Origin of the sequence: Pseudomonas sp. BNK-30, from assembly GCF_047456185.1 — a bacterium.
In the GTDB taxonomy this organism is placed as follows: domain Bacteria; phylum Pseudomonadota; class Gammaproteobacteria; order Pseudomonadales; family Pseudomonadaceae; genus Aquipseudomonas; species Aquipseudomonas putida_E.
In genome coordinates, this window is record NZ_CP179904.1 from 985,540 (window position 1) to 1,000,604 (window position 15,065).

The following is a 15,065-nucleotide window of genomic DNA, read 5'->3' on the forward strand; positions in this document are numbered from 1 at the left end:
AGATTCTTGTGAGCAAACCTTCATCAAGTAGTTGGGCTTGCGCAGTCTCCTGCGTTCAACTACATGAGGAAAGGTTCATGTCGACGTCTTTGGGTGTGCGCATGGGAGCCGAGCTGATCGGCACCTTCTGGTTGGTACTCGGCGGCTGCGGCAGTGCGGTAATCGCAGCCAGCTCTCCCCTCGGCATCGGCGTTCTCGGTGTCGCCTTCGCTTTCGGTCTTACCGTGCTGACGATGGCATTCGCCATTGGCCACATCTCCGGTTGTCATCTGAACCCTGCCGTTTCCTTCGGGTTGGTAGTGGGTGGGCGTTTTCCGGCCAAAGAGTTGCTGCCTTACGTCATCGCTCAGGTGATCGGTGCGATCTGCGCGGCAGCGGTGATCTACTTCATCGCCAGTGGCAAGGCCGGCTTCGAGCTGTCGGCGGGCCTGGCGTCCAACGGCTATGCCGACCACTCGCCAGGCGGTTACTCGCTGGGCGCAGGTTTTGTCAGTGAAGTGGTGATGACGGCGATGTTCCTGGTGGTGATCATGGGCGCAACCGACGCTCGGGCCCCGGCGGGTTTTGCACCTATCGCCATCGGCCTGGCCCTGACCCTGATCCACCTGATCTCGATCCCTGTGACCAATACCTCGGTCAACCCCGCGCGCAGCACGGGGCCGGCGCTGTTCGTCGGTGGCTGGGCCTTGCAGCAGCTGTGGCTGTTCTGGTTGGCGCCGCTGATCGGGGCAGCGATCGGCGGCGCACTTTACCGGGGCCTGGCGAAAGTGCCTTAGCGCTGGTGCACGCAGCGCCCGGCGGCGTAGGTTTCGCGCACGGTGCGATCATCGCCCAAGGTGGTGAGCACGAACAGGGTCTCTTCGATGCTGCCTGATTGCTGGATACGGTAGTCAAGCAGCGGCGTGGCCTTGTAGTCGAGCACCACGAAGTCGGCATCGTTGCCGGGGCGCAGGCTGCCGATCCGGTCATCCAGGCGCAGCGCACGGGCACCGCCCAGGGTGGCCAGGTACAGCGACTTGTAGGGGTGCAGGCGCGCGCCTTGCAGTTGCATGACCTTGTACGCCTCGTTCAGGGTATTGAGCAGCGAGAAGCTGGTGCCGGCGCCGACGTCGGTACCCAGGCCTACGTTTACCTTGAAGCGTTCGGCCTGGGGCAGGTTGAACAGGCCGCTGCCCAGGAACAGGTTCGAGGTCGGGCAGAAGGCGATCGCCGAGCCCGTCTCGGACAAGCGCTGGCATTCGTCGTCGCACAGGTGCACGCCGTGGGCGAAAACGGAGCGCTCGCCGAGCAGTTCGAAGTGGTCGTAGACGTCCAGGTAACCTTTCTGCTCAGGGAACAGTTCCTTGACCCAGTCGATTTCCTTGAGGTTCTCGGACAGGTGGGTGTGCATATAGACGCCCGGGTGCTCCTTGAGCAACTGCCCGGCAAGCTTCAATTGCTGCGCGGTGCTGGTGGGCGCGAAGCGCGGGGTTACCGCGTAGTGCAGGCGGCCCTTGCCGTGCCAGCGCTCGATCAGCGCCTTGCTGTCGGTGTAGCTGGTTTCGGCGGTATCGGTCAGGTAGTCGGGGGCGTTGCGGTCCATCATCACCTTGCCGGCGATCATGCGCAGGTCCAGGCGCTCGGCCTCCTCGAACAGTGCATTGACCGACTGCGGGTGCACACTGCCGAACACCAGCGCAGTGGTGGTGCCGTTGCGCAGCAGTTCCTTGAGGAAGATCTTCGCCACTTTGTCGGCGTGATCCTTGTCGGCGAACTGCTTTTCACAGGGGAAGGTATAGGTGTTGAGCCAGTCCAGCAGTTGCTCGCCGTAGGAACCGATCATGCCGGTCTGCGGGAAGTGAATGTGGGTGTCGATGAAGCCCGGGGTGATCAGGGCGTCCTGGTAATGCACCACTTCGATGTCGGCATCCAGCGTCGGCAGCAGTTCGCTGGCATGACCCAATGCACTGATGCGACCCTCGTCGATCACCAGCAGGCCGTCCTCGTAGTACTCATGGGAGGCGTCCAGGCCCACCTCGGCCGGGTCGGCGATGCTGTGCAGGATGGCGGCACGGTAGGCTTTGCGGGTAACGGTCATAACTCACTCGTCAATTGGCTTGGCTGCGCCGGGAGGGCGGCAGCAACTGGGCGATGGGGCCCGCATTGACGCCAGCGTCATGCTGGCCAAAGCAGGCGTTGTAGGTGGCAATGATTTCGCCGGCGATGGACACGGCGATCTCGATCGGCAGCTTGCCCTTGACCTCGGCGATGCCCATCGGGCAACGCATGCGCGCCATCACGGCCTCGTCAAAGCCGCGCTCGCGCAGGCGGTGTTCGAACTTGACCCGTTTGGTCTTCGAGCCGATCAGGCCGAACCAGGTGAAATCGTTGCGCTTGAGAATGGCGGCGGTCAGCTCCAGGTCGAGCTGGTGGTTGTGGGTCATGACGATGCAGTAGCAACCGGCTGGCAGCTCGGCCACTTCGTCGACCGGCTCTTCGCTGACCACCTTGGTCACCCCGTTGGGGATGAGCTCGGGGAATTCCTGTTCACGCGAATCGATCCAGCGCACCCGGCAGGGCAGGGCGGCGAGCAAGGGTACCAGAGCCCGGCCGACATGGCCCGCGCCGAACACGGCGATTTGCGCCTGCACAGCGGTCATGGGCTCGAACAGCAGCACGGTGACGCCGCCACAGCACTGTCCGAGGCTGGCGCCGAGGCTGAAGCGCTCCAGGTGCGGCGTGGTGCGGTGTTCTTCGAGCATTGCCCGGGCAATGTGCAGCGCCTTGAATTCCAGGTGGCCGCCGCCGATGGTGTCATACAGGGCTGTGGCACTGACGACCATTTTCGAGCCGGCATTGCGCGGGGTCGAGCCGCGCTCCTCGATGATGGTCACCAGTACGCAGGGTTCGCCGCGGGCCTGGTGGTCGGCGAGGGCGTTGATCCATTGGTGCATGATTCAAAATCCTCTATGGGCGACTCGGTCCTGTGGTAGGAGCGGCCTTGTGTCGCGAAAGGGTCGCGCAGCGGCCCCAAGAATCTCCATTGCTGCACAGATCTTGGGGCCGCTGCGCGACCCTTTCGCGACACAAGGCCGCTCCTACCACAGGTCTGCGGCGTCAGTGAGTGGAGGTTTCCAGTTCCTGCAAGGCAGGCTGCGCGGCAGTTACTTGCTTGCGCATCTGCTCGCACCCCCACAGCACCCGCTCCGGTGTCGCCGGTGCGTCGATGTTCGGTTGCAGCCGGTAATCGGCAATGCTGGCCACGGCATCCTTGATCGCGCACCAGGCGGCGATGCCGAGCATGAACGGTGGCTCGCCAACCGCCTTGGAGTGGAACACGGTGTCTTCCGGGTTCTTGCGGTTTTCCACCAGTTTCACCCGCAGATCCAGCGGCATGTCGGCCACGGCCGGGATCTTGTAGCTGGCCGGGCCATTGGTCATCAGCTTGCCCTTGGCATTCCACACCAGCTCTTCGGTGGTCAGCCAACCCATGCCCTGGATGAAACCGCCTTCCACCTGGCCAATGTCGATGGCCGGGTTCAGCGAATCGCCGACGTCGTGCAGGATGTCGGCGCGCAACATCTTGTACTCGCCGGTCAGGGTATCGACGACCACTTCCACGCAGGCGGCGCCGAAGGCGAAGTAGTAGAACGGCCGGCCGCGTGCCTGGCTGCGGTCGTAGAAGATCTTCGGCGTGCGGTAGAAGCCGGTACTCGACAGCGACACCTGGGCGAAGTATGCCTGCTGCACCAGTTGTTCGAAGCTGACGATCTGGTCGCGCACGCGCACATGGCCGTTGCGGAACTCGACGTCCTCCTCGGTAACCTGATAATGCCGCGCGGCGAACTCGGTCAGGCGCTTTTTGAGAATCTCGGCGGCATTCTGCGCCGCTTTGCCGTTCAGGTCGGCGCCGCTGGATGCCGCCGTTGGCGAGGTGTTGGGCACCTTGTCGGTATTGGTGGCGGTGATCTGGATGCGGCTGAAATCAACCTGGAAAATCTGTGCAACGACCTGGGCCACCTTGGTGTTCAGGCCCTGGCCCATCTCGGTGCCGCCGTGGTTCAGGTGGATGCTGCCATCGGTGTAGATATGAATCAGCGCGCCGGCCTGGTTGAGGAAGGTGGCGGTGAACGAGATGCCGAACTTGACCGGGGTCAGCGCCAGGCCTTTCTTGAGGACCGGGCTGTTGGCGTTGAAGCGGCGGATCGATTCGCGGCGTTCTGCGTAGTCGCTGCTGGCTTCCAGCTCGGCCGTCATCTCCTCGAGCATGTTGTGCTCGACGGTCTGGTAATAGTGGGTGACGTTGCGCTCGGTCTTGCCGTAGTAGTTGGCCTTGCGCACTGCCAGCGGGTCACGGCCCAGGTGACGCGCAATGTGGTCCATCACCTGCTCGATGGCAACCATGCCTTGTGGGCCGCCGAAGCCGCGGTAGGCGGTGTTGGAGGCGGTGTTGGTCTTGCAGCGGTGGCCGTGCACGGTGGCATCGCCCAGGTAGTAGGCGTTGTCGGAGTGGAACATGGCACGATCGACGATCGAGCCGGAAAGGTCGGGCGAGTAGCCGCAGTTGCCGGCCAGGTCCATGTTGATGCCTTGCAGGCGCCCGTCGTCATCGAAGCCGACGTCGTACTCGACATAGAAGGGGTGGCGCTTGCCGGTCATCATCATGTCTTCGACGCGCGGCAGGCGCATCTTGGTCGGTTGGCCGGTCAGGCGTGCGATCACCGCGCACAGGCAGGCCGGGCTGGCGGCCTGGGTTTCCTTGCCGCCGAAGCCGCCGCCCATGCGGCGCATGTCGAGCACCACCTTGTTCATCGGCACGTCGAGCACTTCAGCGACCAGCTTCTGCACTTCGGTAGGGTTTTGCGTGGAGCAGAAGACGATCATGCCGCCGTCTTCGGTGGGCATTACCGAGGAAATCTGCGTCTCCAGGTAGAAATGCTCCTGGCCGCCGATATGCAGGGTGCCCTGCAGGCGGTGCGGGGCGCTGGCCAGGGCGGTGGCCGAATCACCGCGCTGGTGGGTGTGGCTGTCGAGTACGAAGTGCTTCTTGCGCAATGCCTCGACCACGTCCAGTACCGGCTCCAGGTCTTCGTATTCGATGATCGCCGCCATTGCTGCACGGCGCGCGGTGTCCAGGTCGCGCGCGGCCACGGCGAGCACCGGCTGGCCGAAGAACTCGACCTTGTCGATGGCCAGCAGCGGGTCACCGGCCACCACCGGGCCGATGTCCTTCAGGCCAGGAATGTCCTCATGGGTGATGGCGATGCGCACCCCTTCGAAGGCATAACAAGGTGTGGTATCGATGCGCAGGATGCGTGCGTGGGCACGGTCGGCGGTGCGCGCATAGACGTGCAACTGGTTGGGGAATTCCAGGCGGTCGTCGATGTACACCGCTTCACCTGCCACGTGCTTGTCGGCGCTGTCGTGCTTGACGCTGCGGCCAACCCCGGTGGTCAGGTCCTGGCTGAACAGTTCGGCCATCTCGGCCTGGCTCTTGACGGCGTGATGGTTAGACATAGTCGGTCACCCGGGTTTCGATGTGCGGCGTTTGCTGTTCGATGAAGTACTTGCGCAGCAGGTTCTGCGCGGCCAGCAGGCGGTATTCCTTGCTGGCGCGGAAGTCGCTGAGCGGGGTGAAGTCCTCGGCCAGGGCCTGGCAGGCGCGCTCCAGGCTCGCCTGGTTCCAGGGCTTGCCGCGCAGGGCTGCTTCACAGGCGCGGGCACGTTTGGGGATAGCGGCCATGCCACCGAAGGCAATGCGCACCCCGCTGACCACGCCGTCTTCGATGCTCAGGTTGAAGGCGCCGCACACGGCCGAGATATCGTCATCCAGACGCTTGGAGACTTTATAGGCACGGAAGGCCCAGTCATTGCTGGCTCGCGGTACGATGATCTTCTCGATGAATTCGCTGTCCTGGCGGGCAGTGATGCGGTAGTCGATGAAGTAGTCCTCAAGCGGCATCGTGCGCTGGCGGTCGCCCTGGCGCAGCACGATCTGCGCATCGAGGGCGATCAGCAAGGGCGGTGAGTCGCCGATCGGCGAGGCGTTGCCGATGTTGCCGCCCAGGGTGCCCTGGTTGCGGATCTGCAGCGAAGCGAAGCGGTGCAGCAGGTCGCCGAAATCGGGGTATTCCTCATTGAGCGCGCCGTAGCAATCGGTGAGCGGCGTGGCGGCGCCGATTTCCAGGTGGCTGGCGGTCTTGTCGATGCGTTTGAGTTCGGCCACGTGGCCGACATAGATCATGACCGGCAAGGTCTTGTGGAATTGGGTGACTTCCAGCGCCAGGTCGGTGCCGCCTGCCAGCAAGCGCGCTTCGGGGTGCGAGCTGTACAGGTCGGCGAGGTCGGCCACGGTCAGCGGCACCAGGCAGCGCTTGTCGCCGCTGTTGAGCTCGCCGGTCTGGGTTGGTGTGATGGCTTTCAGGCGGCTGATGGTCTGCGCTTTTTGCGCGTCGAACTGATCACGGCAGGGTTGGCGGCAGCTCTGTTCGGCAGCATCGAGAATCGGCCGGTAGCCGGTGCAGCGGCACAGGTTGCCCGCCAGCGCCTCCTGGGCCTGATGCAGGTCGTGGCCCTGGCTGTTTTTCTGCAGGGCGAACAACGACATGACGAAGCCTGGGGTACAGAAGCCGCATTGTGAACCGTGGCAGTCGGCCATGGCTTGTTGCACGCTATGCAGTTCACCTTGGTGCTTGAGGCCCTCGACGCTGATCAGTTGCTTGCCGTGCAGCGACGAAACGAAGGTCAGGCAGGAGTTGAGGCTGCGGTAGCGCAGAGTGTCCTGGCCTTGATCATCCTGGGTCAGCTCGCCGACCACCACGGTGCATGCGCCGCAGTCGCCACTGGCGCAGCCTTCTTTGGTGCCGGGTTTGCCCAGGTGCTCACGCAGGTACTGCAGCACCGTCATGTTCGGGTCCAGGGCGTGCTCGCTGCGCAGCTCCTGGTTGACGAGAAACTGGATCACGGGGATGGCCTCGCAATGGTTTTATTGTTGTTGAGCGGACAATAAGCAGAGCTGACACGATGGTCAATAATTTTCTGACTTGAGGGTCAAGAAATTCTCCGCACGGTAGTCTGGCCGCCCAGCCTGCCCATATACAAAGCATAGATCGGGCCGCCTTGACCGTTGTCTGGCGGCTCAAATAAAGGCTGTCGCCCCTCTGCGCGACTGCTGGCCAAGTGCGCTACAATCGTCCACTTGTGCCCAGTTCAATGATTTTGAAGGAAAACCATGACGTTCAAGGCGCCGGACAGCCTCTCCGAGCAGATTGCCGACTACCTGGCCGAACGCATCATCCGCGGCGAGCTCGAGCCGGGTGAGCGCATCCAGGAGCAGAAGGTCACCCAGGCGTTGAATGTCAGCCGCGGCTCGGTGCGTGAAGCGTTGTTGATCCTCGAACGTCGTCATCTGGTTGCGATCCTGCCGCGCCGCGGCGCCCATGTGACCAGGCTCGACGAGCGCAGCGTGCGCAGCCTGTGCGCCCTCATGGGCGAGTTCTACATTCTGCTGGGTAACGCCGTTGCGCAGAAATGGCGCACCGACGCAGACCTGCGCCCGTTCCTGGACATCCAGCAACGCCTGCAGCAGGCCCGTGAACAAGGTGACATCAAGGCCTTCGTCGCCGACAGTTTTGCCGTGATGCGCGCCGCCTATCCGTTTGCCGACAATCCTTACCTGCAGGAAACCGTCGAAAACCTGCAGCCGGCCATGAGCCGGGCCTATTATCTGGCCCTCGACCAGCGCCAGGCCAACATGCTCGATTACCTTGACCTGTTCGCCCACCTGCTCGACGCCGTGGTCGCCCGTGATCTGCCGCGCATCCGCGAGGTACTCACCGCCTATTGCCAGCGCAGTTGCGAGCTGGTGCTGGCGGCGCTGGCCCGAGGCTGACCGATGCGCCTGAAGTGCATTCGCCTGGCCGGGTTCAAGTCGTTCGTCGACCCGACCACCGTCAACTTCCCCAGCAACATGGCGGCCGTGGTCGGGCCCAATGGCTGCGGCAAGTCCAACATCATCGATGCGGTGCGCTGGGTGATGGGCGAAAGCTCGGCGAAGAACCTGCGTGGCGAGTCGATGACCGATGTCATCTTCAACGGCTCCACCAGCCGCAAACCGGTCAGCCAGGCCAGCATCGAGCTGATCTTCGACAACAGCGAGACCACGCTGCTGGGCGAATATGCCGCCTATGCGGAAATCTCCATCCGCCGCAAGGTCACCCGTGACGGGCAGAACACCTATTACCTGAACGGCACCAAATGCCGCCGCCGCGACATCACCGACATCTTCCTCGGCACCGGCCTGGGCCCGCGCAGCTACTCGATCATCGAACAGGGCATGATCTCCAAGCTGATCGAGGCCAAGCCCGAGGAGCTGCGCAACTTCATCGAAGAGGCGGCGGGCATCTCCAAGTACAAGGAGCGCCGCCGCGAGACCGAAAGCCGCATCCGACGCACCCAGGAGAACCTGGCGCGCCTGACCGACCTGCGCGATGAGCTCGAGCGCCAGCTCGAACGCCTGCACCGCCAGGCGCAGGCCGCTGAGAAATACCGTGAGTACAAGGCCCAGGAACGGCAGCTCAAAGCACGCTTGGCGGCGCTGCGCTGGCGTGACCTGGATGAACGCGTACGCCAGCGCGAGTCGGTGATTGGCGATCAGGATGTGGCCCATGAGGCGCTGGTTGCCGAACAGCGCAATGCCGATGCGAGCATCGAGCGGCTGCGTGACGGCCATCACGAACTGTCCGAGCGCTTCAACCAGGTGCAGGGGCGCTTCTATTCGGTGGCCGGTGACATTGCCCGGGTCGAGCAGAGCATTCAGCACGGTCAGCAGCGCCTGCGCCAATTGCAGGATGACCTGAAGGAAGCTGAGCGCACGCGCCAGGAAACCGAGTCGCACCTGGGGCATGACCGCACCCTGCTGGCGACTCTCGGTGAAGAGCTGGCGATGCTCGAACCGGAGCAGGAAATGACCTTGGCCGCAGCCGAAGAGGCTGCCGCTGTCCTCGAAGAGGCCGAGTTGGGCATGCATGGCTGGCAGGAGCAGTGGGACAGCTTCAACACCCGCTCCGCCGAGCCCCGGCGCAAGGCCGAAGTGCAGCAGTCGCGTCTGCAGCAGCTTGAAGCCAGCCTGGAGCGCATGGCCGAGCGCCAGCGCAAGTTGGGCGAGGAGCGCGACCAGTTGGGCGCTGACCCGCAGGACAGCGCCATGCTTGAGCTGGCCGAGCAGCTGGCTGCCAGCGAGATATTGCTTGAAGAGCTGCAGCTGTCCGAAGAGCAGGTGGTCGAGCGCCTGGAGGGCGTACGCGCGCAATTGCAGCAGGCGACCCAGGCTCAGCAGCAACAGCAAGGCGACTTGCAGCGCCTGGGGGGCCGTCTGGCATCCCTGGAGGCATTGCAACAGGCCGCGCTCGAACCTGGGGCTGGTGCTGCCGACTGGCTTCGCGGTCAAGGCCTGGAGCAGCGGCCGCGCCTGGCGCAAGGGCTGCGTGTGGAGCCGGGTTGGGAGCTGGCGGTGGAAACCGTGTTGGGCGCTGACCTGCAGGCCGTGCTGGTGGAGGACTTCACCGGCCTGGATTTTGCCGAGCTGGAGCAAGGCGAGCTGCGTCTGTTGGTGGCGGGGCAGGAAGGTGCACGCCGGCCCGGCAGCTTGCTCGACAAAGTCGAGGGGCACACCGACCTGGCCCCTTGGCTGGCCCAGGTCCGGCCAGTTGAAGACCTGGCTCAAGCCCTCGCTGAACGCGCCGGGCTTGGCGAAGGCCAGAGCCTGGTCAGCCGCGATGGTTACTGGGTTGGTCGGCATTTTTTACGCGTCAGCCGGGGGGGCGAATCCCAGGGTGGGGTGCTGGCGCGGGGCCAGGAAATCGAGCGCCTCGGCCAGGAGCAACTGGAGCTGGAAGCTACGCTGGAGCAGATGGAGCAACAGCTGCAAGCCTTGCGTGAGCAGCAACTGGGCCTGGAAGAGCAGCGCGAGCAGCTACGCCGTAGCACCCAGGAAGAGAGCCGCCAGCATGGCGAGCTCAAGGCCAGCCTTTCGGCAGGCCGGGCCCGTGCCGAACAGGTGGAGCTGCGTCGGCGCCGGCTGCAGGAAGAATTGAGCGAACTTCAGGAGCAGCGCGCTCTGGAGCATGAGCAACTGGGCGAAGCCCGCCTGGTGCTGCAAGAGGCCCTGGACCTGATGGCCCAGGACACCGAGCAACGCGAACAGTTGATGGCCCGCCGCGATACCCTGCGCGAAGGCCTTGACCGGATCCGCCAGGAAGCTCGCCAGCACAAGGATCACGCTCACCAGTTGGCTGTGCGCCTGGGATCACTGCGCGCCCAGCACGACTCGACCCGCCAGGCCCTGGAACGTCTGGAGCTGCAGGCGGCACGCCTGAGCGAGCGGCAGGAGCAGCTGAGCCTGAACCTGGAGGAGGGCGAGGCACCGCTGGAAGAGCTGCGCCTGAAGCTGGAAGAGCTGCTTGAGCGGCGCATGAGCGTCGACGAAGAAATGCGCCAGGCGCGCCTGCACATGGACGAAGCCGATCGTGCCCTGCGCGACGCCGAAAAGCGCCGCACCCAGGCCGAGCAGCAGGCGCAGTTGCTGCGTGGCCAGCTCGAGCAGATGCGCTTGGAGTGCCAGGGGCTGGATGTGCGGCGCAAGACCTTGCAGGAGCAATTGCTGGCTGACGGCTACGATTTGCAGGGTGTGCTTGCCACCGTCGAGGCCGAGGCCAGCGAACAGGGTACCGAGCAGGAGCTGGAACAGATCGACGCCCGTATTCAGCGTTTGGGCGCGATCAACCTGGCCGCGATCGAGGAGTACGAACAGCAGTCCGAGCGCAAGCGCTACCTTGATGCCCAGGACGCCGATCTGGTCGAGGCGCTGGACACGCTGGAAAACGTCATCCGCAAGATCGACAAGGAAACCCGCAACCGCTTCAAGGATACCTTTGATCAGATAAATGCCGGATTACAGGCACTTTTCCCAAAAGTTTTCGGTGGTGGCAGCGCTTATCTGGAACTGACGGGCGAAGATCTACTCGATACAGGGGTGACGATCATGGCGCGCCCACCGGGCAAGAAGAACAGCACCATCCATTTGCTGTCCGGCGGCGAGAAGGCACTGACCGCATTGGCGCTGGTGTTTGCCATCTTCAAGTTGAACCCCGCACCGTTCTGCATGCTCGACGAGGTCGATGCGCCGCTGGACGATGCCAACGTCGGCCGGTATGCCCGGTTGGTCAAGGAAATGAGTGAAAGCGTGCAGTTCATCTACATCACCCATAACAAGATTGCCATGGAGATGGCGGATCAATTGATGGGGGTAACCATGCATGAGCCTGGGTGTTCACGTCTTGTTGCAGTGGATGTGGAGGAGGCATTGGCCATGGTCGACGCCTGATGAGCGAAGAGAAGGCGGATTGTGCAGGTAAATGCCCCCGCCATGTGCGACAGACGGTGTAAAGTTGTCTTTGGTCGTGCTAGCTTAATGTCACTCGTTTTTTGCGTGGGTAAAACGCCTGTCAGAACATAGAGTTGGCGCCACGTGTTAAAGGGCTTTGAAGCCTTTGTTTTCAAGCATATTTTTATAGAGGCACGGGATTACATGGAAATCGGTCTGCGCGAGTGGCTGATCCTCATCGGCATCATTGTCATCGCCGGTATTCTTTTCGACGGCTGGCGACGTATGCGCGGCGGAAAAGGCAAGTTGAAATTCCGTCTGGATCGCAGTTATTCCAACCTCCCGGACGAGGAAGGCAGCGCTGAGGTGCTCGGCCCGTCGCGGGTGCTCGATACCCAGAAGGAACCGGAGCTGGACGAAAGCGACCTGCCGTCGCTCAGTGCGCCGGCGCGTGAACGCGAGCGCGAGCAGAAACCGGCCAAGGCCAGCAAGCGTGGTAAACGTGCCGCTGAACTGCAGCCGCAGGGCGACCTGGACCTGGTGGCCGAGCAGCGCGAGCCCGACCTGTTCGCCGATGCCGATGACGATTTTGCTGGCGACAACAACCGCAACAGTGGTTTTGCTGATGCGGGCGGTGCTGCCAAGGAGCTGCCGCCGGTCGAAGAGGTGCTGGTGATCAGCGTGATCTCCCGCGACGAAGGTGGCTTCAAGGGCCCGGCGCTGCTGCAGAATATTCTTGAAAGCGGTTTGCGCTTCGGTGAAATGGACATTTTCCACCGTCACGAAAGCATGGCCGGTCACGGCGAAGTCCTGTTCTCCATGGCCAACGCGGTCAAACCCGGCATTTTCGACCTGGACGACATCGACCACTTCAGCACCCGTGCGGTGAGTTTCTTCCTCGGGTTGCCAGGGCCGCGTCATCCGAAACAGGCCTTCGATGTGATGGTCGCTGCGGCGCGCAAGCTGGCCCACGAGCTCAATGGCGAGCTCAAGGATGACCAGCGCAGCGTGCTCACCGCCCAGACCATCGAGCATTACCGCCAGCGCATCGTCGAGTTCGAGCGCCGCGCGTTGACCCAGAAACGCTGATGTCATTGAGCGAGCGGACCATGCCTTGGTCTTGCTCGCTTCGTTTCAAGCGCAAGAGCAGCCTGGGGCTAATGCCAGTCAGTTAGCGTTACCAGGGCTGCTTCGCAGCCCATCGCCGGCAAGCCGGCTCCCACAGATACCATGCAGTTCTTGAGGTCTGCGCTGTGCCTGTGGGAGCTGGCTTGCCGGCGATGGCCGCAAAGCGGCCCCAAATCGTTTAACTGACTGGCATTGAGCCTAGGGCTGCTCTTTTGCTTTGCAAGAGAACCTGAAGAATGAACGCCGAATCCCGAATCCACGCACTGCGCGCCGAACTCGACCAGCACAACTACCGCTACTACGTACTCGACGAGCCCAGCGTGCCGGACGCCGAGTACGACCGCCTGTTCAACGAGCTCAAGGCCCTCGAAGCCGAACATCCTCACCTGATCACTCCCGACTCGCCCACTCAACGCGTCGGCGGCGCTGCCCTGGCCGCGTTCAGCCAGGTGCGCCACGAAGTGCCCATGCTCAGCCTGGGCAACGCCTTCGAGGAAGCCGACCTGCGTGAGTTCGGCCGCCGTGTGGTGGAAGGCCTCGACCAGCCGGGCGCGGTCGACTACAGCTGCGAGCCCAAGCTCGATGGCCTGGCGGTGAGCCTGCTCTATCGCGATGGCCAACTGGTCCAGGGCGCGACCCGGGGTGACGGCACCACCGGCGAAGACATCAGCGCGAACGTGCGTACCGTGCGCAACATCCCGCTCAAGCTGCAGGGCAAAGGTTGGCCGGCTGTGCTCGAAGTGCGTGGTGAAGTGTTCATGAGCAAGGCGGGTTTCGATCGCCTCAATGCCGCACAGGCCGAAGCCGGGGGCAAGACCTTCGCCAACCCGCGCAACGCAGCTGCCGGCAGCCTGCGCCAGTTGGACTCGAAGATCACCGCCAGCCGCCCGCTGGAATTCTGCTGCTATGGCGTTGGCCAGGTCTCGGCAAGCATTGGCGAGAGCCATATCGGTATCCTCGAGCAGCTCAAGGCATGGGGCTTGCCGATCAGTCGCGAGCTCAGGCATGCGGCTGGTATCGAGGAGTGTCTGGCTTACTACCGCGATATCGGCGAGCGGCGCAACAGCCTGCCGTACGAAATCGATGGGGTGGTGTTCAAGGTCAACAGCCTGGCCTCCCAGCGCGAGCTGGGCTTTCGCGCCCGCGAGCCGCGTTGGGCCATCGCCCATAAGTTCCCGGCCATGGAAGAGCTCACCGAGGTGCTGGATGTGGAATTCCAGGTCGGGCGTACCGGTGCGGTCACGCCGGTTGCACGCCTCAAGCCGGTCAAGGTGGCTGGCGTGACCGTGTCCAACGCCACCCTGCACAACATGGACGAGATTGCCCGGCTGGGCCTGCGCATCGGCGATACGGTAATTATCCGCCGTGCCGGTGACGTGATCCCGCAAGTCATGCAGGTGGTGCTTGAACGCCGTCCTGAAGACGCCCGCCCGGTGCAGGTGCCAAGCGCGTGCCCGGTGTGTGGCTCCCAGGTTGAGCGTACTCAGCTGGTCAAGCGTAGCAAGGGCAAGGAAACCACCAGCGAAGGCGCGGTGTACCGTTGTGTCGGTCGCCTGGCCTGTGGTGCCCAGCTCAAACAGGCGATCATTCACTATGTTTCGCGGCGAGCCATGGATATCGACGGCCTAGGCGAGAAGAGCGTCGAGCAGTTGGTGGACGAAGGCCTGATCGGTTCGCCGGCGGACCTCTACAAGCTGCAATTCGACCAGATCGTCGGGCTGGAGGGATTTGCCGAAGTCTCCAGCAAGAAACTGCTGGATGCCATCGAGGCCAGCAAACGCCCGAGCCTGGCGCGCTTCATCTATGCCCTGGGCATCCCGGATGTGGGGGAGGAGACCGCCAAGGTACTGGCCCGCTCGCTGGGAAGCCTGGCCCGGGTGCAGCAGGCGTTGCCGCAGGTGCTGACGTACCTGCCGGACATTGGTCTGGAGGTGGCCTACGAGATCCACAACTTCTTTGAAGACGAACACAACTGCAAGGTCATCGAACAGTTGCTCGGTTGCGGCATGCAATTGCAGGACGAAGGTGAGCTGGCTGCCGAATTCGCTGCCAGCACTACCCTGGCCGGGATGATCGCCAAGCTCGATATCGCTTCGGTCGGGCCCACGGGCGCTGAAAAGCTGGTCGCCAAGCTGGACAGCCTGGACAAGATCATCGCGGCCGACGGCATCGACTTGCGTCAGGCGCTGGCAGCGAAACAGGCCGAAGCCGTGCGCGAATTTTTCAAGGACGAGGCCAACCAGAAGCTGGCCAGAGACATCGAAGCCCAGTTGCTGGCGTTCGGCATGCACTGGAACAGCGAAAAGAAGGTCGCCGAGGGCTTGCCCCTGGCTGGTCAGACCTGGGTGCTGACCGGCACGTTGGAGCGCATGAGCCGCGACATCGCCAAAGAGAAGCTGGAAAGCCTGGGGGCCAAGGTGGCCGGTTCGGTGTCGGGCAAGACACACTGCGTGGTCGCTGGCCCTGGCGCCGGTTCCAAGTTGGCCAAGGCCAGTGAGCTGGGGGTCAAGGTGCTGGATGAGGATGCGTTCGTCGTGTTCCTGGGCGAGCAGGGTATTGCCATCTGATTGTCCTG

Annotated in this window: 9 protein-coding genes; 5 read left to right on the forward strand and 4 right to left on the reverse strand. The window is 63.2% G+C overall.

Features of this window, described 5'->3' with window-relative positions; genetic code table 11:
- The first annotated feature begins 77 nt into the window (after positions 1 to 77).
- The gene (gene aqpZ / locus ACMGGN_RS04695) at positions 78 to 776 is read left to right on the forward strand and encodes an aquaporin Z (RefSeq protein WP_119687520.1); all 699 of its coding nucleotides are present in this window, start codon (positions 78 to 80) and stop codon (positions 774 to 776) included.
- Here aqpZ and guaD read toward each other — a convergent pair.
- From guaD to xdhA, 4 genes are all read right to left on the reverse strand, one after another.
- A complete protein-coding gene (gene guaD, locus ACMGGN_RS04700) occupies positions 773 to 2,077 on the reverse strand; it encodes a guanine deaminase (protein ID WP_115274211.1) in 1,305 nt (434 codons plus the stop codon). The two genes, aqpZ and guaD, sit on opposite strands and share 4 nt — an antisense overlap.
- 10 nt (positions 2,078 to 2,087) lie before the next feature.
- Complete coding sequence (gene xdhC, locus ACMGGN_RS04705; RefSeq protein ID WP_046785306.1) at positions 2,088 to 2,933, reverse strand: xanthine dehydrogenase accessory protein XdhC; 846 nt, start codon at positions 2,931 to 2,933, stop codon at positions 2,088 to 2,090.
- 163 nt (positions 2,934 to 3,096) lie between these two features.
- Complete coding sequence (gene xdhB, locus ACMGGN_RS04710) at positions 3,097 to 5,496, reverse strand: xanthine dehydrogenase molybdopterin binding subunit (protein WP_046785305.1); 2,400 nt, start codon at positions 5,494 to 5,496, stop codon at positions 3,097 to 3,099.
- Positions 5,489 to 6,943: a xanthine dehydrogenase small subunit gene (gene xdhA / locus ACMGGN_RS04715; RefSeq protein WP_414156485.1), complete on the reverse strand. Its 1,455-nt coding sequence runs from the start codon at positions 6,941 to 6,943 to the stop codon at positions 5,489 to 5,491. The genes xdhB and xdhA overlap by 8 nt, the downstream gene beginning before the upstream one ends.
- Positions 6,944 to 7,210: 267 nt before the next feature.
- On the opposite strand from xdhA, the gene ACMGGN_RS04720 reads away from it, so the two are divergent.
- The 4 genes from ACMGGN_RS04720 (at position 7,211) to ligA (ending at position 15,057) form a co-directional block, all read left to right on the forward strand.
- Positions 7,211 to 7,870: a GntR family transcriptional regulator gene (locus ACMGGN_RS04720; protein ID WP_012315435.1), complete on the forward strand. Its 660-nt coding sequence runs from the start codon at positions 7,211 to 7,213 to the stop codon at positions 7,868 to 7,870.
- Between the two features lie 3 nt (positions 7,871 to 7,873).
- Positions 7,874 to 11,362: a chromosome segregation protein SMC gene (gene smc, locus ACMGGN_RS04725; protein ID WP_414156486.1), complete on the forward strand. Its 3,489-nt coding sequence runs from the start codon at positions 7,874 to 7,876 to the stop codon at positions 11,360 to 11,362.
- A gap of 204 nt (positions 11,363 to 11,566) precedes the next feature.
- Positions 11,567 to 12,451, forward strand: a complete 885-nt coding sequence (gene zipA, locus ACMGGN_RS04730) for a cell division protein ZipA (RefSeq protein ID WP_115274215.1) — start codon at positions 11,567 to 11,569, stop codon at positions 12,449 to 12,451.
- A 275-nt stretch (positions 12,452 to 12,726) separates the two neighbouring features.
- Positions 12,727 to 15,057: an NAD-dependent DNA ligase LigA gene (gene ligA / locus ACMGGN_RS04735; RefSeq protein ID WP_046785302.1), complete on the forward strand. Its 2,331-nt coding sequence runs from the start codon at positions 12,727 to 12,729 to the stop codon at positions 15,055 to 15,057.
- The last annotated feature ends 8 nt before the right edge of the window (positions 15,058 to 15,065 follow it).